The organism is Flavobacterium sp. GQ95, assembly GCF_059758655.1.
In genome coordinates this window covers 138,036-161,753 of the sequence record NZ_JCAXEB010000008.1, presented here as the reverse complement: position 1 = coordinate 161,753, position 23,718 = coordinate 138,036, and the positions used below count along the sequence as shown (strand labels likewise).

At 35.1% G+C, this 23,718-nt stretch carries 23 protein-coding genes; 6 read left to right on the top strand and 17 right to left on the bottom strand.

Annotated features, from left to right (window positions below; genetic code table 11):
* Positions 1–66: 66 nt before the first annotated feature.
* From trpC to AC6CH4_RS16255, 14 genes are all read right to left on the bottom strand, one after another.
* Positions 67–846 (bottom strand): indole-3-glycerol phosphate synthase TrpC, encoded by a 780-nt coding sequence (gene trpC, locus AC6CH4_RS16320; protein ID WP_498104784.1) that lies wholly within the window; start codon positions 844–846, stop codon positions 67–69.
* A 71-nt stretch (positions 847–917) separates the two neighbouring features.
* Positions 918–1,910 carry an anthranilate phosphoribosyltransferase gene (gene trpD, locus AC6CH4_RS16315; protein ID WP_498104782.1) on the bottom strand — a complete coding sequence of 331 codons (993 nt, stop codon included), beginning with the start codon at positions 1,908–1,910 and terminating at the stop codon, positions 918–920.
* A gap of 69 nt (positions 1,911–1,979) precedes the next feature.
* Entirely contained in the window at positions 1,980–2,387 is a 408-nt protein-coding gene (locus AC6CH4_RS16310) for a GNAT family N-acetyltransferase (protein ID WP_498104780.1), read from the bottom strand.
* Positions 2,388–2,494: 107 nt separating this feature from the next.
* Positions 2,495–3,061, bottom strand: coding sequence for an anthranilate synthase component II (locus tag AC6CH4_RS16305; protein ID WP_056195974.1), 567 nt, complete (start codon positions 3,059–3,061; stop codon positions 2,495–2,497).
* Positions 3,062–3,153: 92 nt separating this feature from the next.
* Entirely contained in the window at positions 3,154–3,597 is a 444-nt protein-coding gene (locus tag AC6CH4_RS16300) for a hypothetical protein (RefSeq protein WP_498104778.1), read from the bottom strand.
* Positions 3,598–3,728: 131 nt separating this feature from the next.
* Positions 3,729–5,129, bottom strand: coding sequence for an anthranilate synthase component I family protein (locus AC6CH4_RS16295; RefSeq protein WP_498104776.1), 1,401 nt, complete (start codon positions 5,127–5,129; stop codon positions 3,729–3,731).
* Positions 5,130–5,427: 298 nt separating this feature from the next.
* Positions 5,428–6,708, bottom strand: a complete 1,281-nt coding sequence (locus tag AC6CH4_RS16290; RefSeq protein WP_498104774.1) for a beta-helix domain-containing protein — start codon at positions 6,706–6,708, stop codon at positions 5,428–5,430.
* A 201-nt stretch (positions 6,709–6,909) separates the two neighbouring features.
* On the bottom strand, positions 6,910–7,479 hold the full coding sequence (locus AC6CH4_RS16285) for a YceI family protein (protein ID WP_498104772.1): 570 nt from the start codon (positions 7,477–7,479) through the stop codon (positions 6,910–6,912).
* Between the two features lie 30 nt (positions 7,480–7,509).
* Positions 7,510–8,142, bottom strand: coding sequence for an NAD(P)H-dependent oxidoreductase (locus AC6CH4_RS16280; RefSeq protein WP_498104770.1), 633 nt, complete (start codon positions 8,140–8,142; stop codon positions 7,510–7,512).
* Between the two features lie 4 nt (positions 8,143–8,146).
* Entirely contained in the window at positions 8,147–8,608 is a 462-nt protein-coding gene (locus AC6CH4_RS16275; RefSeq protein WP_498104768.1) for a MarR family winged helix-turn-helix transcriptional regulator, read from the bottom strand.
* Positions 8,609–9,295: 687 nt separating this feature from the next.
* Positions 9,296–9,811: a GNAT family N-acetyltransferase gene (locus tag AC6CH4_RS16270; protein ID WP_498104766.1), complete on the bottom strand. Its 516-nt coding sequence runs from the start codon at positions 9,809–9,811 to the stop codon at positions 9,296–9,298.
* Between the two features lie 22 nt (positions 9,812–9,833).
* Positions 9,834–10,313, bottom strand: coding sequence for a DUF6691 family protein (locus AC6CH4_RS16265; protein WP_498104764.1), 480 nt, complete (start codon positions 10,311–10,313; stop codon positions 9,834–9,836).
* A gap of 28 nt (positions 10,314–10,341) precedes the next feature.
* Positions 10,342–10,911 (bottom strand): YeeE/YedE family protein, encoded by a 570-nt coding sequence (locus tag AC6CH4_RS16260; RefSeq protein WP_072972870.1) that lies wholly within the window; start codon positions 10,909–10,911, stop codon positions 10,342–10,344.
* A 176-nt stretch (positions 10,912–11,087) separates the two neighbouring features.
* Positions 11,088–12,506 (bottom strand): MBL fold metallo-hydrolase, encoded by a 1,419-nt coding sequence (locus tag AC6CH4_RS16255; protein ID WP_498104762.1) that lies wholly within the window; start codon positions 12,504–12,506, stop codon positions 11,088–11,090.
* A 572-nt stretch (positions 12,507–13,078) separates the two neighbouring features.
* Between AC6CH4_RS16255 and AC6CH4_RS16250 the strand changes: the two genes are divergently transcribed.
* The 3 genes from AC6CH4_RS16250 (at position 13,079) to cydB (ending at position 16,404) form a co-directional block, all read left to right on the top strand.
* Positions 13,079–13,669 (top strand): HD domain-containing protein, encoded by a 591-nt coding sequence (locus AC6CH4_RS16250; protein ID WP_498104760.1) that lies wholly within the window; start codon positions 13,079–13,081, stop codon positions 13,667–13,669.
* Positions 13,670–13,978: 309 nt separating this feature from the next.
* Positions 13,979–15,325: a cytochrome ubiquinol oxidase subunit I gene (locus AC6CH4_RS16245; RefSeq protein WP_492966223.1), complete on the top strand. Its 1,347-nt coding sequence runs from the start codon at positions 13,979–13,981 to the stop codon at positions 15,323–15,325.
* 2 nt (positions 15,326–15,327) lie between these two features.
* On the top strand, positions 15,328–16,404 hold the full coding sequence (gene cydB, locus AC6CH4_RS16240) for a cytochrome d ubiquinol oxidase subunit II (protein WP_498104758.1): 1,077 nt from the start codon (positions 15,328–15,330) through the stop codon (positions 16,402–16,404).
* Between the two features lie 320 nt (positions 16,405–16,724).
* Here cydB and AC6CH4_RS16235 read toward each other — a convergent pair whose 3' ends face one another.
* The 3 genes from AC6CH4_RS16235 to AC6CH4_RS16225 all read right to left on the bottom strand — a co-directional run bounded on the left by AC6CH4_RS16235 (position 16,725) and on the right by AC6CH4_RS16225 (position 18,923).
* Positions 16,725–17,102, bottom strand: a complete 378-nt coding sequence (locus AC6CH4_RS16235) for a hypothetical protein (RefSeq protein WP_498104756.1) — start codon at positions 17,100–17,102, stop codon at positions 16,725–16,727.
* A gap of 210 nt (positions 17,103–17,312) precedes the next feature.
* The gene (locus tag AC6CH4_RS16230) at positions 17,313–18,098 is read right to left on the bottom strand and encodes a sulfite exporter TauE/SafE family protein (protein ID WP_498104754.1); all 786 of its coding nucleotides are present in this window, start codon (positions 18,096–18,098) and stop codon (positions 17,313–17,315) included.
* A 192-nt stretch (positions 18,099–18,290) separates the two neighbouring features.
* Positions 18,291–18,923, bottom strand: a complete 633-nt coding sequence (locus AC6CH4_RS16225; RefSeq protein WP_498104752.1) for a Crp/Fnr family transcriptional regulator — start codon at positions 18,921–18,923, stop codon at positions 18,291–18,293.
* Between the two features lie 525 nt (positions 18,924–19,448).
* Between AC6CH4_RS16225 and AC6CH4_RS16220 the strand changes: the two genes are divergently transcribed.
* The 3 genes from AC6CH4_RS16220 to AC6CH4_RS16210 all read left to right on the top strand — a co-directional run bounded on the left by AC6CH4_RS16220 (position 19,449) and on the right by AC6CH4_RS16210 (position 23,697).
* On the top strand, positions 19,449–19,760 hold the full coding sequence (locus AC6CH4_RS16220) for a rhodanese-like domain-containing protein (RefSeq protein WP_089350670.1): 312 nt from the start codon (positions 19,449–19,451) through the stop codon (positions 19,758–19,760).
* Between the two features lie 77 nt (positions 19,761–19,837).
* The gene (locus AC6CH4_RS16215; RefSeq protein WP_498104750.1) at positions 19,838–21,418 is read left to right on the top strand and encodes an NADP-dependent glyceraldehyde-3-phosphate dehydrogenase; all 1,581 of its coding nucleotides are present in this window, start codon (positions 19,838–19,840) and stop codon (positions 21,416–21,418) included.
* A gap of 407 nt (positions 21,419–21,825) precedes the next feature.
* Positions 21,826–23,697, top strand: a complete 1,872-nt coding sequence (locus tag AC6CH4_RS16210; protein ID WP_498104748.1) for a M1 family metallopeptidase — start codon at positions 21,826–21,828, stop codon at positions 23,695–23,697.
* Positions 23,698–23,718: the final 21 nt, after the last annotated feature.

The following is a 23,718-nucleotide window of genomic DNA, read 5'->3' as shown; positions in this document are numbered from 1 at the left end:
CTTTTTATTTTTACTAATTTTTTATTTTAACTTTTTGCTAAAAGCTTACAGCCTATAGCTTATTGCCTACAGCTGACTTATAAAGTCAACCGCTGCTTGTCCTGCGTTATCTGTTTTCATGAAGTTTTCACCAATTAAGAAACCGCTGTAACCGTAGGGTCTTAATTCTGAGATGGCTTCGGTTGATGAGATTCCGCTTTCAGAAACTTTTACAAAATCATTTGGGATTTTTGATGCCAATTGTTTGCTGAAATCTAAACTAACTTCGAAGGTTTTCAGGTTTCTGTTGTTTACGCCAATCATATCTAAACTCGGCATAATTGATTTTTCTAATTCTTCCTGATTGTGAACTTCCAATAGAACTTCCAAACCTAACTTCTTTGCAAATTCTGATAATGATTTGATTTCTTCACGAGTTAAAACCGCAGCGATCAATAAAATTAAATCGGCTCCAAAAGCTTTGGCTTCCAGGATTTGGTATTCGTCAACAATAAATTCTTTTCGAAGAAGCGGAATATTTACACTCGCTCTTGCCAATAGTAAATCGTCTAAAGAACCTCCAAAATATTTTCCATCGGTTAAAACTGAAATCCCACAAGCACCTGCGTTTTCATAACCTTTAACCACTTCTTCAACCGTAAAGTTATGATTGATTACTGATTTTGAAGGCGAACGACGTTTGTGTTCTGCAATTATTCCTGTTGAACTTGTTCTCAATTTTTGAGTTAAAGAAATTGCTTCTCTTCCAAAAAACACAGAACTTTCTAATTGCGAAACCGGAATGATCGATTTTTTAAGAACGACTTCTCGTTGTTTATCGAATATTATTTTATCTAAGATATTCATGGCTATTGTTTTGCCACAAAGACACAAAGGCGCAAATCTATTAGTGCAAATTCGTGAAATTTGTGTTTGTTTTATTTACTTAATTCTTGTAATGTCTGTAATGCCTTTAAGCCTTTTCCTGAAAAAAGACTTTCTTTCGCCAATTCAAATCCTTCTAATGGCGAACATTTTGTAACTGTTGCGATTGCCATTGCGGCGTTTGCAAGAACCACATTATTTTGAGCTTCTGTTCCCTTTCCTGAAATGATGTTAGTGAACATTTCTGCCGATTCTTCGATTGTTTTTCCACCTTCAATTTCAGTTTGAGATAAAAGACGAACGCCAAAATCTTCGGGTTTCAACATACCTTCCATATGATTGGAGATCGTTTTGGTTGGACCAGTTAAAGAGATTTCATCATAGCCGTCCAGCGAATGCAGTATCGTGAAATTCACATCGGTGCTTTGATACAAATAGGCATAAATTCTCGCTAATTCTAAATTGAAAACGCCCACTAATTGATTTTGTGGAAATGACGGATTTACCATTGGTCCCAACATATTAAAGAACGTTTTTACCGCCAATTCTTTTCTGATTGGTCCCACATTTTTCATTGCAGGGTGAAATAGGGGAGCATGTAAAACGCAAATTCCGGCTTTGTCAATGCATTTTTCTAAAAATGAAGGGTCATTGCTGAATTTTATTCCCATTTTTTCCATCACGTTGCTTGATCCTGAAATTGATGAAACCCCGTAATTTCCGTGTTTCGCCACTTTTATTCCGGCTCCGGCTGATATAAATGATGCTAGAGTTGAGATGTTGAAAGTGTCTTTTCCGTCGCCACCTGTTCCGCACAAATCGATCGTGTTATAAGCTGATAAATCAACGCGAACACATAATTCCAATAAAGCTTCACGAAAACCCGAAAGCTCTTCAATAGTAATGCTTCGCATCATAAACACGGTCAAAAATGCCGAAATCTGACTTGGATTATAATTTCCGCTTGAGATATTAATCAAAACGTCTTTGGCTTCTTGTTTAGAAAGCACTTCGTGGTTGATTAATTTATTTAATATATATTTCATCTTTTAAGTTGCTAAGATTCTAAGTTATTGAGGTTCTAAGTTTTTTTGAAAACTGAGACTGTCTACTTTTTAATGTTCATTTCCCTGATAAATCCACATGGGTTCTGTTTTTCCGGCTCTTTCAAATCCGTTTTTTTTATAAAAGTCAACTGCTTTTCCGTCAGCGGTTAACATTTGCATGTGAAAATGACTGTATTTCTCCTGCATTTTATCCACGATCATTTTCCCAATTCCTTTTCCCTGATAATCCGGAAGAACCAATAAATGCGGATAATAAACCGTTAAAAATCCATCAGAAATCGCATTTCCAAGTCCAACTAATTTTTTCCCTTCCCAAGCCGTAATTAAGGTCTCCGAGTTTAAAAGAGCATTATATAATTCATTTGGTTTGTTGGCTGAACTCCATTCGTTGGCTTTGTATAAAATCAAAATGTCTTCAATGTTGATTTCTTTTGTATCTGAAATTTTTATTTCCATTTTTTAAGGTTCTAAGTTGCTAAGGGACTAAGGTTCTGAGTTTTTTGTGTCAAGTTTCAGGTTTCAAGTTTCGCTAACCTGAAACCTGAAACTTGACACAAAAGAAACTAGCTCTTTATCCAGTTCTCTAAAATTAATTTTCCTTTTGGAGTTAAAACACTTTCAGGGTGAAACTGAACGCCTCTTACGTCAAAAGTTTTGTGTCTTAGTGACATAATTTGACCGTTTTCGTCTATTGAAGTAGCTTCTAAAACGTCTGGCAAATTTGCGTCAACAACCCATGAATGGTATCTTCCTACTTCGAATTCGTTTCCTAAACCTTCGAATAGAATTTCATCAGAAACTACCGTTTTTACATTTGTTGCAACACCGTGATATACTTTGTCAAGGTTTGAAAGCGTACCTCCAAAAACTTCTCCAATCGCTTGCTGACCCAAACAAACACCTAAAATGCTTTTTGTTGGTCCGTATTTTTGAATGACTTCTTTTAATAATCCTGCTTCATCCGGAATTCCAGGACCAGGCGATAATAATATTTTATCAAAAGTTGCGATTTCATCAATATCAAATTCGTCGTTTCTGTAAACGGTAACTTCGCAATTTAAATCTTCCAGATAGTGCACTAAATTATAAGTGAAACTATCGTAATTGTCTATAACTAATATTTTTTTCATTTTTTTGAGGTGCTAAGTTGCTAAGGTTCTGTCCCGAAGCTTCGGGACTAAGTTTTTAATCTGTGACCGAAAACTGCGACTGAAAACTTTTTTTATTTTTCCCGAACGTATTTTTCTGTAATAATTCGATTGATTCCTAATTTTTCTACTTTTTCAATTCCTTTTTGAGTCAACGTATCATTTTTAATTTTTACTACGAACTCAAATTTGCCATTTTCCCATTGACGGTTATTGAAATATTCCAGATTTTCGGTGTAAACACTATCATTCAAAGTATATTTTCCGCCTCCGCCAAAGAAGACTGCTGCTGTACTGTCTTTTCCATTATTCAAATCATGATTGAAAAAAGCAAAATGGGTATCATTTATAATTTTAATCATTTTTGTTTTTGGATTGAAAGTCGAGAAAGTCGAATCTTTTTCTGTCGTTTCAGCTGATATAAGACGCCAGGTTCCTTCAATTGGATTCTCTTTTTTTTCCGAATTGCAAGAAGTTATAGTAATGATTAAAAATAAAATTGAAATTGCTTTTTTCATGATTATTTATGGTTTGTTTGTTAATTGTTTCTGGTTTTATCAATCTTTGTCTCCAACGGTTTCAACCTCGGGGAGACATCGCAGATCATTCTATGTCCTTGTGATTCTGACTGGAAAACTGCGACTGAAAACTATATTTTTTCTGCCATTTCCAAGGCTGTATTCAGTGCTCTTAATTTATTATAAACTTCCTGCATTTCACTTTCTTCGTCTGAGCTGGCAACAATTCCGGCTCCGGCCTGACAATGCAGTTGATGATTTTTACTTAAAAAAGTTCGAATCATGATTGCGTGATTAAAGTTTCCTTCAAAATCCATAAAGCCGATCGCGCCTCCGTAGAAATTACGATTTGTTTTTTCGTAATCTTCGATTAATTGCATTGCTCTGTGTTTTGGTGCTCCGCTTAAAGTTCCGGCAGGAAAGGTATCGGCAACTACTTGCATTGTTGTAGCTTTGTCGTGCAAATGTCCCGTAACTTTAGAAACCAGGTGAATTACGTGAGAAAAAAACTGAACTTCTCTGTATTTTTCCACATTTACATCGTGGCCATTTCGGCTCAAATCGTTTCTGGCCAAATCGACAAGCATAACGTGCTCGCTGTTTTCTTTTTTGTCTTCAGAAAGTTGTTTGGCTAAAACGGCATCATGTTCATCATTTCCGGTTCTTTTGAAAGTTCCTGCAATTGGGTGAATTTCAGCTTTTCTGTCTTTTACGATAATTTGTGCTTCGGGCGACGACCCAAAAATTTTGAAATCTCCATAATCAAAAAAGAATAAATAAGGAGATGGATTTATACTGCGTAAAGCTCTGTAAACATTAAACTCGTCGCCTTTGAAACCTTGTGTAAAACGACGCGATAAAACCAATTGAAAAACGTCTCCACGGAAACAATGTTTTTTGGCTAAAGCTACATTGTGTTTGAATTCTTCATCGGTTAAGTTTGAGAAACCTTCACCTTCTTTGGTAAATTTATAAGAAGCAATGTTTCTTGATTGTAATAATTGTTCAATTTCTGAAATGTTGTTTTTCCCATCAACACTATGACAAAAAATGTAAGCTTCATTTTTAAAGTGATTGATCGCAATGATGTTTTGGTAAACTGCATAAAAAACATCCGGAATTAAAGTAGCGTTATCTTTTTTGGCAATCGAAACTTTTTCAAAATAACGAACAGCATCATAAGAAATGTATCCAAATAAACCATTATTAATGAATTTAAAATCATTTTTCTCCGATTTAAACTGGCTTGAAAATTCCTGAATTACTTGTGGAATATTCGTTGAAGCATCAATAGCAATTTGCTCTGTTGATCCGTCAGGGAAAGTTTTTGAAATAATTTCGTTTTCGATTTTAATCGTTGCAATTGGGTTGCAGCAGATGTACGAGAAACTGTTATCATTTCCGTGATAATCACTACTTTCCAATAATAGACTATTTGGGAACTTATCTCTGATTTTAAAATAAATACTTACCGGCGTGATGGTGTCTGCCAGAATTTGTTTGTAGTGTGTGTTGAGTATAAAAGGTTTCAATGTATATAGTTTTTAATTTTTAGAATATTTTCGCTTTAGTTTTGACCAAAAAAAAAGGCTTGTCGTGATGACAAGCCTTTTATATTTATAGTTTTACAATACCATAGGAAGCTTTGTTCACGACATTCGACGTAAATTCTTCCACCACCAAGTATTGTTCATTAATGTTTTCATTTTCTTATTTTGATATGGCAAATATATAAATGTAATTTGGAATTGGAGACATAAAATTTCAAAAAAATCTTTTCTTAATTTATAAATTTGTTAAATTTCAACAGAAATGATCGTTTTTAAATCCTTAATTTCCAATAGCAAGGGTGTTGTTTACATTCATTCTGAAGTCCGGATTCCCTTTGATATTAGGCATTGTGAACAGTTCGCTGTTTTTAAGTCTGGTGTAATCTAAAAAGAATATCGGATTTCCATAAAATTTTTGAATTGATGGATTTCCGCTTCCGGATTCGCTTGTAATTCCTCCATTACAATTGTTAATTACAAGGTTTTTGAATGTTATTTTAGATAAATTAACATCGCCATCTCCAATATTTCCTTCTAATAAAACAAAAGGAGTAAAGCCTGAAATGATACTATTTGATAAATTAAAATAAGTATTCTCTCTAACATAAACAGACTCTCTAACCAATCCCTGATTGTTTTCTTCCAGATTAACCAAAGTAATATTGGTCGCGTCAATTTTAGTTAATTTTTTAGACATATCCGTATTTCCGATTTTATCATACGAATCAACTTCAAAACATCTTGATCCTGAAACGTCAGATGAGAAGGGGTGACGAATGGCAATACTATTACTAATATTGCATTGAACACCTTGCGTAAAATCGAAATCATCATCTGTAGTTCGGTATGAAATCAAGTTATTCATAACTAAATCTCCACCATAACTTTCAAAAGAATCATCATTTGAATAACTAACCTGAATATTGCTCAAAACGGTTTTTCTTCCAACTCCCGCTAACGAGATTCCGTTAAGTTCTTTTAACGAACTTAGTTTTCGACCTGCATATTCAACTCTAACATATTTTAAAATTCCGGAATTGTCTTCAGGATCCTGACCTCCATAATGATTTAACATGGGTTCCAGGTCAAAAGGCAACGTGTGTAAACCGCCAAGTGTGTTTATAGGCGCTTTTCCAAGGATAATAATTCCGCCCCAATCTCCGGGTTTTCTTTCCACTGTTTCTTTGTTTGATGTAAAAACGATAGGATCAGTTTCTAAACCTTCTGCCATAATTTTGGCGCCATTTGTGATCACAAGAGTTCCACAAGTTTTATCGTCGCCGCGAATTACAGTTCCGGGTTCAATGGTTAAAGTAGCATTATTGGTTACATAAACGACACCAACCAATTGATAAGTATTACGTTTTGTTAATCGGGTATCTTTATCAATATTTCCTGCAATAATATTGGTGGCTTCACTATATTCTACATTGGCTGGTTTGAAATTAGTCCAGTTGTTCAGCCAGTTGGTATTGCCAATAATTCCTTTTGGTTGTTGTTGGGCTTGTAGAAAAAAGCTACTCAGAAGAGTTAGAATTGCAATTTGTATTTTTGTTTTCATAACTATGATTTGTATTTCTAGTTTCTTTTTTTTAGTTCCCCAAAATTAGAAGCCGAATGTTAATCAAAGTCTTGCCTGTTGTTATGAAAGTGTTATCTCAATATTAAGAATGTTATCTTTTAGAAATAATGTAAAAAAAACCTCAATAGTTTTGAGCTATTGAGGTTTCCTTATAATATTAAGATTTAAAGTTCTAAAATATTAGAATTTTAAAGCTACTGTTAATTCGAAATCGTCATTAATAGTTTTGTCTCCTAAGTTTTCGAAGAAGTTACCAGAGTTGTATTTGATATCGTATTTAGTTCTGTCAACTTTGAATGCAGTTGTAGCACTGTTTGGGTTTACAGTTAAATCAAAAGTTACCGGTTTAGTAATTCCTTTGATAGTTAAATCTGCAGTAACTGCATAAACATTAGCCGTTTTAGTAGTTCCAATTTTTTTGAAAACTAATTTAGCAGTTGGATATTTGTCAGTTCCAAAGAAATCATCAGCTTTTAAGTGACCGTTTAATTTTCCTTGGTATTCACCAGTTAAATCAGTAGATGTTAATGAAGTCATATCTACTACAAAACTTCCACCAGTTAATTTTTTTCCTTTGAAAATTACAGATCCGTCTTTGAAATTTACAGTTCCTGAATGCTCTCCAGTTACTTTTTTACCTACCCATTTGATAGTACTTGATGATACGTCGATCTTTTTAGTTTGAGCATTTACTGAAATACTAGCCGCTGCTACGAATAATGCTATTGCAATTGTTTTTAAATTTTTCATGTTGTTAAATTGATTTTGGATTAATAATAATTATATAGTGATAAATAATTCCTCGTGAGATTTTCTAACTTTTTTGTAATGTTGAGCGTCGTCCTCATTATGTCTGTAACCAACAGTTGCAATAACTGAAGCATTTAAGCCTAATTTGTCAAAACCTAGGATTTCATTAAATTGGGCTGCATTGAAACCTTCCATTGGAGTTGCATCGATTTTTAATTCAGAAGCAGCACTTAACAAAGTTCCTAAAGCAATATAAGTTTGTTTTGCTGACCAAATATTTTTAGCATCGTCAGATAAGTTTGCAATAGTACCTTTCATCATATCGCTGAAACCACCCAAGGCTTCCACAGGAACACCTCTTGTTTCGCTGATATTTTTGATATAATTATCTACAGAAACCGCGCCAAGATTTAAATCGTTCGCAAAAACAAACAATTGTGAAGCGTCTGTAATTTGAGTTTGCCCGTAAGCAGCTGCTTTCAATTTTTCTCTGATTTCTGGATTTTCTACGATTATAACTTTGTAAGGTTGTAATCCGTATGAAGAAGCGCTTAGTCTAACAGCTTCTTTTAAAGTATTTAAATCTGAAGCAGAGATCTTTTTAGTTGCATCAAATTTTTTGGTTGCGTATCTCCAATTTAGATTTTCTAACAGTGTACTCATAATATTAATTTTGTTGGGTTCGGTATTTTTCTAATAACTGATTTAATAATTCTAATTCTTCCGGACTTATATTTCTGGCAAACAAACGCTCATGTTCATCTACCTTCGGATCTAATTCTTTTAGAACATCTAAGCCTTTTTGAGTTATCGAAACTTCAATTTTTCTTCGATTTCCCGGGCAGACATTTCTTGTTACATAATCTTTCAATAAAAGTTTGTCAACTAATCGGGTTGTATTACTGGTTTTAGCCAACATACGTTCCTGTATGACACACATATTAGCAGGATTTCCTTTTTGTCCTCTTAATATACGTAGCACATTATATTGTTCTCCGGATAAATCATACGGTTTCATTAACTCGCTGAAATGATCCTGAATTACGTTTTGCGTGTACATGATATTCAGAATAACTTTTTTCGCATTATCCATCTTAACTGTACTTTTTATAACCTCTTCAATTGTCATAGTCGTAAGTGTATAATTTGTATATACAAATGTACAGCTTTTAATAGTTGTATATACAAATGTTGTGTTAATTTTTCGTTAATTCGATTAAAGCGAAATTTATAACTATACTTAGTCTATAAAGTTAAAGTAAATGTACTATAAAATTTTAATTTAAAATAGGGTTTATATAATGTTTGCTACTGAATTTTCTGAAATATTTTTCGTTAAGTATCGTAATACACAAGATCTTCTTAAGGATTTTGGTCGCGTGAGGGATAGGAGGAATCCGCCGCGGCGGACTAGATAGCCCGACACTATTTAAAAAAAGGCCTAATGAGCGCAAACTGCATTAGGCCTTTTTTTAAATAGTGGCACGCCCTAACTTAGTATATTTTTCAAGTTTCAGGTTTCAGCATAACGTGAAACCTGAAACATAAACCCGACAGGTTTAGAAAACCTGTCGAGTTTAGAAAATCTAAAATCTAAAATCTAAAATCTAAAATCTAAAATCTATAGGGGCGTGCCACCATCCCGATGAGAGGGCAAATTTACTTTGCGCTTATACGCCCTATCACCGGGATGCTGTCGGGCTATCCATGCTACTTTGGTAGCTTACTCCTATCCCTCACGCGAGCATAGAATACAAGAAACCCGACAGGTTTTCAAAACATGTCGGGTTTAATTTATAATTTGAAATTGTAATTTTTAATTTAACTGTTTCTCGTACGCTCTTCGCGCTCCGCCTCTAAAATAGACTTCTCCACAATAAGTATAATTTAACTTGTCTAAAATTTTTAACATTGGAATGTTATCAAAGTTAGTATCTACTTTAATACTATAAACATTATTTTCAATGCTTAAACCTTCAATGTGTTCAAAAAGTTTGGTAGCAATACCTTTTTCTTTTGCTAATTTTGAAACTGCTACACGATGTACCACAACATAATCGCCGTTAGTCAGCCATTTGCCTTCGATTTCTTCGTAAGCGGGTTCTGTATCGAAAATAATGGCAGCATAACATAAAATAGTTTCGTTTTCTGTAAGCACGTAGCCAAAACCATTATTTATATCGTTTGTGATTGAAAGTTCATTAGGATAACCGTCTTGCCATTGTTTGCTTCCTTCTAATCTTCTTTGTTCAATAGCATCCTGTATAATTTCCCAAATTTGAGGAACTTCTGCAAGAGTTGCTTTTCTTAATTGTAATTCTGATAAACTCATTTTAATCTAACTATATAAGGTATTAGTGAGGCAATTTGTCTTTAATCAAACCATAAAACCAGGTTCCTGCAATCGCACTTAATAAAGTAACGACAATTACAGTAACTCCAGTCCCAATCTGCGCGAACAAAGGTCCTGGACAAGCTCCGGTAATAGCCCAGCCAAATCCGAACATCAATCCGCCATAGATTTGTCCTTTGCTGAAAACCTTTGGCTGAATTTCGATTTTTTCGCCCTGAATCGTTTTGATGTTGAATTTTTTAATGATCTGAACGGAGATTATTCCAACCACAACAGCGCTTCCAATTACACCATACATAAAGAATGATTGCAACTGAAACATTTCCTGAATACGGAACCAGCTAATGATTTCAGCTTTTACGAATACAATTCCGAAAAAGATGCCGACCAAAAGATATTTAAGATTTGATAATCCAGAATCTTTTATTTGACTTGCGTTGATTCCTTCTGTATCTGTATTTTTATTTTCTAAATTATTCATTGTTGAAATTTTAAAGTGAAAGAATATTCTAAAGAGCAAGAATATAAGGTAAAATCAGATTAGCCATAATAAAACCGCCAATCATAAAACAGATTGTCGCTACCAATGAAGGCCATTGCAAATTTGAAATTCCCATAATCGCATGTCCGCTCGTGCATCCGCCGGCGTAACGTGTTCCGAAGCCCACTAAGAATCCGCCAACTACAATCATGATAAAGCCACGAAGCGTAAATAAACTTTCCCACGAAAAAAGCTCTTTTGGCAATAATCCGGAATGATCCGTAATACCGTAAGAAGCCAATTGCTCAGAAAGCTGTGGTGTAATTTCAACTGGATTTGGATTGGCTAAAAGATAAGCGGCGATAATACCGCCAAGGAAAATTCCGAAAACGAAAAATAAATTCCAGCTTTCTTTTTTCCAGTCGTATTTAAAAAAGGAAATATTCGCCGGAATACAAGCCGCGCAAATATGTCGCAAAGACGAACTAATCCCGAAAGATTTATTTCCGATAATTAACAAAATAGGAACAGTCAATCCAATTAGCGGCCCCGCAACGTACCAAGGCCAAGGTTCTTTTATAATTTCTAGTAGATTCATAGTTTATTTTAAAAATTAGAATGGTTTTTTCCACCATATAAGTGATATAAGCAATTATAAATTGGGGTTTAAATCGCACTGAACTTATATGAGCTCATATAAGTTTTACCGGCTCAGAGTTGCAACGCACCGAAATTAAATGAACTTATATAACTTATATGGTGAAAAATTTATGTTTACGCTTTCAAAATCTTGCTTTGGCAAACGAAATCTGATTTTGGAATATTGGTTTTTGCAATAGCTCCAAAACCGCCGTCAATTTCGGTAAAATTTCTGAAACCGCGCGCTTGTAAAATGGACGCTGCAATCATACTTCTGTAACCGCCAGCACAATGCAGATAAAAATGTTCGTTTGGATTAATGTCTTTTACCCAGTCATTAATATAAGCTAAAGGTTTACTATAAGCATCTTCGATGTGTTCTGCTTCGTATTCCGTTTCTTTACGAACATCAACAACTTTATCTTCTTTGATATTAAATTGACCGGCAAATTCTTCTGCTGAAATTCGGTTAACCGTATCCACTTCAAAACCAGCTTTTTGCCAGGCTTCAAAACCGCCATCCAAATGTCCGATAATCGAATCAAAACCTACACGGCTTAAACGTGTTACAGTTTCTTCTTCCAGACCATTTTCGGTTACTAATATGATAGGTTGTTTTACATTGGCAATCAAAGTTCCAACCCACGGCGCAAAATCGCCGTTGATTCCGATATTAATAGACTGCGGAATAAATCCTTTATAAAAATCACCGCTTTTTCTGGTATCTAAAATCAATGCTCCGGTTTCCTCGGCCACAGCTTCAAAATCTTTAACATCAATCGCTTTCATTCCGTTATGCAAAACCGATTCGAAGCTTTCGTAACCGCCTTTATTCATGGCTACGTTCATGCTGAAATAGGCTGGCGGAGGCAATAAGCCGTCGGTAACTTCGGCAATAAATTCGGCTTCGGTCATATCGGTACGCAAAGCATAATTCATTGCTTTTTGATTCCCGATTGTCGAAACGGTTTCTTTACTCATGTTTTTCCCGCAAGCGCTACCCGCACCGTGCGCCGGATACACAATTACGTCATCGGCCAAAGTCATGATTTTATCTCTCAAAGAATGAAATAAAATTCCAGCCAATTGATCCTGCGTCATTCCGGCTGCTTTTTGAGCTAAATCCGGACGGCCAACATCGCCAATAAATAAAGTATCTCCAGAAAAAATTGCGTGATCTTTTCCGTTTTCGTCAATCAATAAATAAGTCGTGCTTTCCATGGTGTGTCCCGGAGTATGCAGCGCTTTGATTGTGATTTTTCCGATTTTAAATTCTTGTCCGTCTTCTGCAGAAATACAATCGAATTCGCAGGCTGCGTTTGGTCCGTAAACGATTGGCGCAGCAGTTTCTTTGCTTAAATCAATATGGCCCGAAACAAAATCGGCGTGGAAATGTGTTTCAAAAATATATTTCAATTTTACCTGATCGCGTTCCAAACGATCCAGGTAAGGCTGAATTTCCCTTAACGGATCAATAATTGCCGCTTCTCCGTTTGACGTTATATAGTATGCACCCTGCGCAAGGCATCCGGTGTAAATTTGTTCAATTTTCATGATATGAAATCTAAAATAAGTTCCACAAAGGTAACTTTGTTTTTTCGGAAAATAAGTGACTAATGTTACAGAAATTCGACTTTTTCTAAAAAAGCTTTGGCGGGTTTTACCATATAAGTCATATAAGCAATTATAAGTTGGATTGTCAATCGTTATGTTTTTTTTACCATATAAGTTATATAAGCAATTATAAGTTGGAGTTTAATTGCGTTGAACTTGTATGAGCTCATATAAGTTTAAACAGTTTTGACTTAAAACGTACCGCATTAAATGAACTTATATAACTTATATGGTGGAAAAAAAATGTTTGGCGGGTTTTACCATATAAGTTTAACCAATTTAGAGTTATAGCGCACCGCATTAAATGAACTTATATGCCTTATATGGTAAAAAAACGTTTGATTGTTTCACCATATAAGGCATATAAGTAAATTAAGTAAGGATTCTAGAGAATTAAACTTATATGATCTAATTATCAGCTGAGATATATGCGCAAAGATTAAAATGAACTTACATCACTTATATGGTGGAAAAAAAAATCTACGTAATTTTACAACTCTACACTAAACATTATGAATACTACAGACTTATTGGATCAAATTGCTTTTATAAAAGAGATTGATAAAGTAAAATACATTCAGCGAAAAACGAAGCTCTTTAACAGCGACCGATGCGAAAATGATGCAGAACACAGCTGGCATTTGGCTTTGATGGCGATCGTTTTAGCAGAACATTCAGATCAGCCGATCGATGTTTTGAAAGTGGTAAAAATGGTGCTGATTCATGATATTGTAGAAATCGACGCCGGCGATATTTTTATTTATGATACAATAAAAAGTCACGATAATACCGATGAAGAACGCTTGGCAGCGAATCGTATTTTTGGTTTGCTTCCAAAAAAACAAGCCGAGGAAATGATCGCTATTTGGGAAGAATTTGAAGCCGGCGAAACCAACGAAGCCAAGTTTGCAAAATCGATGGATAGGTTAGAACCTTTATTACAAAACACATCCAACGACGGAGGAACCTGGAAGGAATTTGATGTGCCCTATAAAAAGGTTTACGAAAAGAAGAGTGTCATAAAAGAAGGCTCAAAAACGTTGTGGAATTACGCTGAAGGTTTAATAAACGAAAGCGTTGAAAATGGTATTTTGAAGAAATAGATTAAAACATAGCCCAAGGTTTCAACCTTGGGAATGGGAGAAACGGATACAAAGATTGTGTTCCCAAGGTTGAAACCTTGGGCTATGTTTTACATAAGCACATTTATGTGCAGAACCCCATTTCTTTGTCTTAAAAGACGTTTTTATGGCAAACTTTGGTAAAGAAGCCACAAACGATAAGTGTAAATTTTACTTTTACAATTGTTGAAAAGTTTAACAAATACCAACGGATAAACTTTTTTTTAAGCAGGGAATTTCGGGTTTTAATGGGTAAATTTGTGGAACTTCATAAAACCAAATACCACTATAATGGAAGAAATGCTTTTTTATGACCGAATGCAATTCGCCTTCACAATTACCTTTCACTATCTTTTTCCGCAACTTACAATGGGTCTCTCTTTGATCATTGTTTATTTCAAATGGAAATATTTAAAAACTCAAAACGAACAATACAATCACGCCACACATTTCTGGATGAAAATTTTCGCCCTGAATTTTGCAATGGGCGTCGTAACCGGAATCCCGATGGAGTTTCAGTTCGGAACCAATTGGGCTAAATTCTCTGAATTAACCGGTGGCATTATCGGTCAGACATTGGCGATGGAAGGGATGTTTTCCTTCTTTTTAGAATCCTCATTTCTCGGCATATTTTTATTTGGAGAAAAACTCCTCGGACATAAATGGCATTTTGTAACTGGAGTGCTAATCATGATTGGTTCCTGGGCCAGCGGTTACTTGATTATTGCTACGCATTCATGGATGCAGAATCCGGTGGGATATGAAATTTTGGAGAACGGAAAATTTGTATTAACGAATTTCAAGGCTTTATTTTTAAATCCGTGGCTATGGCCTTCTTATTTACACAATCAGGCGGCTTCTTTGGTGACGAGTTCTTTTGTCGTAGCTGGAATTGGTGCTTTTTATATTCTGAGTCAGAAGAATGTTTCTTTTGGGAGATTGTTTCTTAAAACGGGCGTTATTTTCGGATTGATTTCGAGTATAATTGTGGCTGTTCCAACGGGAGATTTACTTGCAAAAAACGTTGTAAAATATCAACCCGTAACTTTTGCCGGAATGGAAGGAATTTTTCATACCGAGAAAAAAGGCTCTGAAATTGTTTTAATCGGTCAGCCCGATGTTAAAGACAAAAAGCTGGACAATAAAATCGCGGTTCCTAATATTTTAAGCTTCCTTACCTATGGAAATTGGGACCAGGAAATTAAAGGTTTGGATCAATTTGAAGAAGATTTGCACCCAACCAATATTTCAGGATTGTATTATGCCTATCATATTATGGTAGGACTCGGAACTGTATTTATTGGTTTGATGGTCCTTTCCCTTTTTCAATTAATAAGAGGCAAATTGTTCGAGACCAAATGGATTTTATGGTCGCTCATGTTTATGATGCCGTTTCCGTATATCGCAAACACTACAGGCTGGTATACTGCAGAATTAGGAAGACAACCGTGGCTCGTTTATAATTTAATGCGAACTGCAGCCGGCGCTTCGCCAACGGTTTCTTCCGGAAATACCTTATTTACTTTATTAGGTTTTATAGGATTGTATTTGTTGCTCGGAATGTTGTTTTTGCTTTTGATTGGAAAAATTATCAATAAAGGACCTCATCATGTGGAACTTTCAACAGAAAAAATATAAGTATGGAATTTTTTTGGTACGTCGTTTTAATGGGAATTTTAGCCGTGTATATTGTATTGGACGGTTATGATTTTGGAGCAGGAATTATTCATTTGTTTTTGGCTAAAGATGAACAGCAAAAAAAAGCAATTACAAATTCGATTGGCCCGTTTTGGGATGCCAACGAGGTTTGGATTATCGCTGCAGGAGGTGTTTTGTTTTTTGCTTTCCCAACTTTATATGCTTCTTCTTTCAGCGGCTTCTATTTGCCTTTGATTATGATTTTATGGCTGTTGATTTTCCGTGCCATCGGATTAGAGATGCGTGGGCAAGTACATCATCCAATGTGGGAATCGATTTGGGATAAAGCTTTCGGAATTGCGAGTTTGCTTCTGGCTTTGTTCTTCGGAATTGCTTTGGGGAATATCGTTCGCGGTGTCAATCTCGGAATGGTGCAAAACGGTGTTTCAACGCAGGAACCGCATTTTTTCTTTTTGCCTTTATGGAATCCAACTTTCAGCCCGCAGGCAAATGAATTAGGAATTATAGATTGGTTTACGCTTTTCTTGGGAATTGTGAGTGTTGTCGCTTTAACGATTCATGGTGCCAATTGGATTATCTTTAAAACCAATTCGTCTTTAAATGAACAACTTAAAAATATCGTTTTTAAACTGAATATTGTATTGTTGATATTGGTTTTTATTTCCTTGGGAATCTGGCATTTTATCGAGCCTCAGCCGTTTCATAATTTCATCGAAAACCCAATTCTTTGGTTTTTCCCTATTATGACTTTTGTTGGTCTTTTAGGATTGTTCAAAGTCCGTTCGTTCAAAAAAGACGGTCAGGCATTTATATTCTCCACTTTGTTTTTAGTAGGAGGATTTGCGTCAACAGCGGTTTCGATTTTTCCGAATGTTTTACCTTCGACTAATAATGTGAATCCGTCTTTGACGATTTACAACACTGCTGCAGGAGAATATGGTTTGAACGCTGGTTTGAGCTGGTTTTTTGTTGCTTTGTTTTTAGTGATTGTTTATTTTGTTATTCAGTATCGTGTTTTTAGCGGGAAGATGGATGATGTTGGGTATGGAGAGCATTAATATGTTTTTTATTCGCCACGAATTACACAAATTTTCGCAATCAATTATATGAATAGCCGTTGGTTTTAACCAGCGGTTTTTTGTATAAATAGTACTACTGAGGTTGCTTCGTTCCTCGCAATGACATAGCGTGTGTCTTTGCGAGGAACGAAGCAATCTCATTATGTTATTGATCAAATTTGAAAAAAAGACAAAACGTTAATTTACCCTAGTCTGCGTTAGGGATACGAACGGTATCCTTTTTTTGTAGCTTCTGCCACAAAAAAGATATAAATAATCTTTCTTAATTAGGAATCAGTTGTATTTTCAGAAAAACTTTATTAGAGCCTTAAAAGTAATGGCAGAGCGAATAAAATAGTTCCAATTAAAAAAATAAAAGTTAGAAGATGTATTTGGTAGTAATTTGCTCTTAAGAAAACAAATTGCTGTAGGGTACGAATGAGCCAAAAAAGAGAAGTTCCTGCTAGAAACCAATTTCCTAATGGAGTGTTTACAAGTTCAGTTGGAAAAACAAAGCAAATAACGGCCGTAAAAAGAAAATAATAAATAATTTGAATGTTTAAGATTTGCATGATTGCCTTGTTTGCAAAACTTATTTTTTTCAATTCTTTATCCCAATGAAATATTTTCCAAAAACCGGTGTGGAAAATCGCAAATCCAATGTTATAAACTCCGCATAAAAAGATTATGGTTTTCATTGTGTCTGATTTTACATTTAGCGTTTTTGTAAACTTATTTTTCTTTGCAAAAAAACTCAAATACAAGCGTTTAAAAATACTTAAATATTTCTTCACTTTTAGTTTTCATCTTTGTCAAAGCTCAAAACTTTGACAAAGATTACTCTACAAGTAAAACTAAATTAAAATATTTAAATAAAAATTTGCCAAATCTGCGAGAAACCAAAATCCCTAAAACAAAACCTCCTTAGTAATGATATAAAACCCCATTACCAAAACAAACCAGCCAAAAATAGGTTTCAGTTTAGTTCCGTCGATATTTTTAGAAAGCTGACTTCCTAATAGCATACCTAGAAGAGCCATTGCAGAAATACCTAATAAAAACGGATAATTGATGGGAGTTCCGATGTACAGATCGCCGGCAAAACCTATGGAGGAATTGATTGAGATAATTAATAACGAAGTTCCAACAGCTTGTTTCATGGGTAATTTGGCGAAAAAGAGCAGGGCAGGAATAATTAAAAATCCGCCGCCGGCACCCAGAAATCCAGTTATGATTCCGACAATGAAACCTATAAAACTAAGTTGAATGTAATTTGTTTCGGCACCTTTTATTTCAGGTTGATTTTTTCGAATCATCGAAATCGCTGCCGTAATCATCAGTACTGAAAAGATAATCATAATCAGAAAATCTTTCGAAACAGAATAGGAGGCAATTGAAAAAAGGGTAGAAGCAATCTGCGGAAAAATAACTTCACGAATAATCAAAATCGAAATCACAGACGGAATCGCAAAATATAATGCCGATTTGAGTTTGAGATTTCCCATTTTATAATGGCTGTAACTGCCAGACATTGCAGTTAATCCCACAATAAATAAAGAATAAGAAGTTGCCTGCTCCGGATTTACTTTAAACAAATACACTAAAATTGGAATGGTCAGAATGGATCCGCCCCCGCCAATTAGGCCAAGTGAAATTCCGATAATGATCGAAGCAAAATAACCCAGATATTCCATTGCATTTGTTTTTATGCAAAGGTGGTTTGATAAAAAGAAATCTACAGTAACATTTATCACATAGAAGTTATTAAACACGAATTATCACGAATTTTTTTTATTGTCACATTGAGCGGAGTCGAGATACTTTGCGGGTTCTCGACTCCGCTCGAACTGACAATTCCTTCGTGTTAATTCGTGAAATTCGTGTTCTTATACCTTTTTTAATAATTCAATTTGGTTGCGGTTGAGTTTGACCAAACCTCTTTGTTCCATTTTTTTGAGTAATCTGGAAACAACTTCTCTCGAAGTATTTAATTCGGTTGCGATTTCCTGATGGGAGAGATTTACTTCAGAGCAGCCACAGGCATCCGAATGCCTTTTTAGATAAAACTCCAGACGCTCGTCCATCGAACGGAAAGCGATATTATCAACAACTTCGAGTACTTCTTCAAAACGGCTTCGATAGGTTTCGATTACAAATTCGTACCAGGATCTGTGTTCCATCATCCATTTGTCCATCATTTGCAATGGAATCATCATAACCGAAACATCTTCGACCACTTTGGCCATGATCTGGCTTTTTTCGCTTTTGGCTGTGCAGATCATTGAAATGGCGCAGGCTTGTCCGGGTTGTAAATAATACATTAAAAATTCGCCGCCATCTTCGCCTTCGCGATAGATTTTAATTTTTCCTTTAGTAATTAAAACAGTGTTTTTGATGTATTGTCCGGTTCGCATTAAAATGGTTCCGGCTTTAAAATCCTGCGCGCTTCCGTTTTCTTCGATGGTCGAAAGAAGTTCATTGGAGAAATTCGGGAATATGTCTTTTAATGTATTTTGCATTGGTCTGTTTGTAGAATTAATAGCCCACGGATTTTACCGATTGAACTGGTTTACACAGATTAAGTCTCATCTAATCTGTGACTATATTTTTTACCACAAATTACACAAATTTCCACTAATTACTTTTGTGCCTAACTATTTATAAAAATCATTTTATCCATTAATCTGTGGCTATTTTTTTTCAGCAAGACCAAAGCGAGATGGTAGGGAATTTGTGAAATTTGTGAAATTTGCGGTTGAACTTTAATTGTCAAAATGAAATTAAAACATCTCATTTGATACAAAGATAGCAGATTGAAATGGTATAAATTATCAGAAAACCATATTTGGCTGCATTTTATGAAAATGAAAAAATCCTATTTTCGATCGACTTTATAGACTATATTTTTAAAAATAGTAAGTAAATTTGTGTTTCACTGATTATAATACTTTCTCTAAAACGTTTTCTGAGAATAATAATCGAAATCGCATTTGGTACGTTTTTAATTAATCGAAACGTCGTAATTTTACAAAAACACATTTATTATGAATTTATCACAAGAAGATTGGGTTAATCAGCTTGCTGCTGACGAGAATGCAGTTATACTGGACGTAAGAACTGAGGACGAATTTAATGACGGTTATATCGAGAATGCCGTAAACATTGACATCAATAAAGGACAAGGTTTTATTTATGAAATCGAAGAGTTAGATAAAAACAAAAATTATTACGTGTATTGCCGTTCTGGAGCAAGAAGTGCCAAAGCATGTCAGATTATGAATGAGTTAGGCATAGATAATGCCTATAATCTGCTTGGTGGAATTCTGGACTGGGAAGGTGAAACCGTAAATCCATAAGATAGAAGAAGAGGCACGAAAAGCCTCTTTTTTTCGTTTAAAATGCTATTAATAACCAAACTATAAAGTACCAGATTATGAGTTTAATACCAGAAGAATATCAGATTACAAACCTGATAAATCAAGATACCTATCTTGTAAATGGAGAATTAAAAAAATGGACAGGGCAAACCACACCTGTGTTTTCGACTATTTCTTCTACAGAAAAATATACACCGACATTATTAGGATCGATTCCGTTCATGGCAGAAAAAGAAGCTGCGGAAGTGGTTGAAGCTGCAAATGCCGCTTATAATAAAGGACAAGGTTTATGGCCAACTATGAAAGTGGTTGACCGTATTAAATGCATGGAAAATTTCGTAAGACAGATGAAAGAAACCCGCGAAGAAGTGGTTAAACTTTTGATGTGGGAAATTGGAAAAAACCTTGGCGATTCGCAAAAAGAATTCGACAGAACCGTTGAATATATTCAGGATACTATTGACAGTTATAAGGAATTAAACGGACGCAGTTCACACTTTTCTAAAGTACAGGGTGTAAACGCGATGATTCGCCGTGGACCTCTTGGTGTTGTTTTGTGTCTTGGACCTTACAATTACCCTCTTAACGAGACTTTCTCGTTATTGATTCCAGCTTTGATTATGGGTAACGCTGTAATCTTTAAACCGGCTAAACATGGTGTTTTATGTATTTCGCCATTGTTGGAAGCTTTTAGAAGCAGTTTTCCGAAAGGAGTTATCAATATCGTATACGGAAGAGGCCGTGAAGTTGCTTCCCCGATTATGAAATCTGGAAAAATTGATGTTTTGGCCTTAATTGGAAACAGTAAATCGGCGATTGCTTTGCAGGATCAGCATCCAAACAAAAACAGATTGCGTTTGATTTTAGGTTTGGAAGCTAAAAACCCGGCGATTATTTTACCGGATGCCGATTTAGATTTGGCTATTCAGGAATGTATTGCAGGAAGTTTGTCTTTCAATGGTCAGCGTTGTACTGCTTTAAAAGTATTATATGTTCATGAATCTATTGCAGAAGAATTCAACAGACGTTTTTCTGAAAAAGTAGATGCATTAGGATTTGGAAATCCGTGGGATAAAGGTGCTTCTTTGACACCGCTTCCGGAAACGGACAAACCAGCTTATATTCAGGGATTAATTGATGATGCGGTTCATAAAGGCGCAAAAATTCTGAACGAAAAAGGTGGAAAACATACTGAGAACTTTATTTTTCCGGCTGTTTTATATCCTGTAAATAAAGAAATGAGAGTGTATCATGAAGAACAATTTGGACCAGTTGTGCCAATTATTTCTTTCAAAGATATTAACGAACCTCTTGAAGATATGGCCGAATCAAATTACGGTCAGCAAGTAAGTTTGTTCGGAAAAGATATTAAAACTTTGGCACCGCTTATCGATGCTTTAGTAAATTTAGTTTGCAGGGTAAACCTCAACAGTTCTTGCCAAAGAGGACCGGATGCGTTCCCGTTTACAGGTCGTAAAGATTCTGCTGTAGGAACCTTAAGTATTCCGGATGCTTTGCGTTCGTTCTCAATCCGTACGTTCGTGGCTTCAAAAGATATCGCTTATAATAATGAAATTCTGCAGGAATTGCTAAACAGCAAAGAATCGAATTTTATTAATACCGATTATATTTTGTAGTTATTAAGGTTATATATTAATTGTAGATACCGTCTTTTTTCGCCAGAGAAAGACGGTTTTTTTTTGCCTAAGTTGCTAAGATTCTGAGATACTAAGGTTCTAAGGTTTTGTCACAAAGGCAGGACACTAAGTTTTTCTTTTTAATCTCGCAAAGCCGCCAAGTCGCCAAGTTTTTTTGAAGCTTTTAAATTTTTTAAACTTGGCGGCTTTGCGACTTTGCGTGAAATTCTCGCCAGTGAGTAAATAAAAATAAACTTTGCGACCCTTGCGTAATTCTTAGCGACCTTTGCGGTTAAGTGCCCCCCAACATAACAAAAAGCATAATTTTAAAAAGAAATGTAACATTAAGTTGAAAAAATCCACTAATATTATATCAATATTAAATCATCAAAATCTTAAAACTAGTTATGAGAAAAAATGTACTTCAATTAGTGGTAATTGCATTTATTTTTCTTGCACAAAACAGCTTTGCACAAGAGCTTTATATGCCTAGAAATATAAAAGAAGCTTACGCAAAAGGAACTCGTTCTATGGACGGGAAACCGGGAAAAAATTATTGGCAGAATCATGGTAAATACACCATGGAAATAGCGGTAGATCCTAAAACTAAAATCGTTAGCGGAACTGAATCTATCGTTTACGAAAATAATAGTCAGGATACTTTAAAAAACTTACTTATTAGGTTTGTTAATAATCTTCATAAGCCCTCCTCACCACGAGGCGGTAGTGTAACGGATGATTTTTTAAGTGACGGACTTACGATTACCTCCTTAAAAGTGGAGGGAGATGTTTATAAAGAAGACGCAAGAAAATGGGGAACGGTAGGGAATGTTAAATTGAAAAAAGCAATTCTTCCTCATTCTAAAATTACTATAAATATCGACTGGAATTATCCTTTGTCTAAAGATAGCGGGAGAGAAGGACAAATAGACGAAACGACCTTTTTTGTCGCCTACAGTTATCCGCGTGTAACCGTTTATGATGATTACAATAAATGGGATAGATTAGCTCATACAGATCGTCAGGAGTTTTACAACGACTTTAATGATTATACTTATGCTGTAAAAGCTCCAAAAAATTACGTAGTGTATGCAACAGGAGATTTATTAAATCCGGATGAGGTTTTACAACCTGAATTTTCAACACGTTTAAAAAAATCTTATGTTACCGACGAAGTATTACATATCGCCAATGAACAAGAAATGAAAAGAGGTGTCGTAACCAAACAAAACGATTGGAATATCTGGAAATTTGAGGCGAAACATATTTCAGATGTTTGTTTTGGATTAAGTGATCATTATTTATGGGATGCGAGCAGCGTTTTGGTTGATAAAAAAACAAATCGTCGCGCCAGTGTGCAGGCAGCTTATGACGTAAAAGGAAGTGATTTTACGGTTTCTGTAAAAAATAATCAATATGCTCTGGATTGGTTTTCAAATAATTGGCCGGGAATTCCTTATCCGTTTTCAAAAATGACGGCTTTCCAGGGATTTGCAGATATGGAATATCCAATGATGTGCAACGATTCTCAAATGGGAGATCCTAAATTTGCTCAATTGGTTCAGGATCATGAAGTGGCACACACTTATTTTCCTTTTTATATGGGAATCAATGAAACCCGTTATGCTTTTATGGATGAAGGCTGGGCAACCACTTTCGAATATTTAATCGGAATTGCTGAACATGGTAAAGAAGCTGCAGATAAATTCTATAAGAGCTTTAGAGTTGAGCAATACATCAAAGATGCTTCTACAGAAGAAGATCAGCCTATTATATCGATGTCCTCTCAACTTTCGGGAGCAGGTTATGGAAATAATTCGTATGGAAAAGCTTCTCTTTCTTATATCGCTTTAAAAGATTTGTTGGGGGATGATTTGTTCAAAAAATCATTGCATGCCTATATGGAGAATTGGAATGGAAAACACCCAATTCCGTGGGATTATTTCAACTCTATGAATACGGCTTCAGGAAAAAATTTGAACTGGTTTTTTAACAACTGGTTTTTTACTAATAATTATATTGATATTTCGGTTAAAGAGGTTTCTAAAAATAGTATTTCAGTAGAAAACACGGGAGGTTTTGCAATTCCGTTTGATGTGAAAATTGTTTACTCTGATGATTCAAAAGAAATAGTTCATCAAACTCCGGCAGTTTGGGAAAGCAATCAAAAACTGGCGACCATTATTTTGAACAGCAAAAAGCAAATCAAAAGTATTGCGCTTGATGGAGGTATTTTTATGGACGCCACTCCGGCGAATAATAATTTTATTGTAAAATAAAATAAGCGAATTTCTAAACCG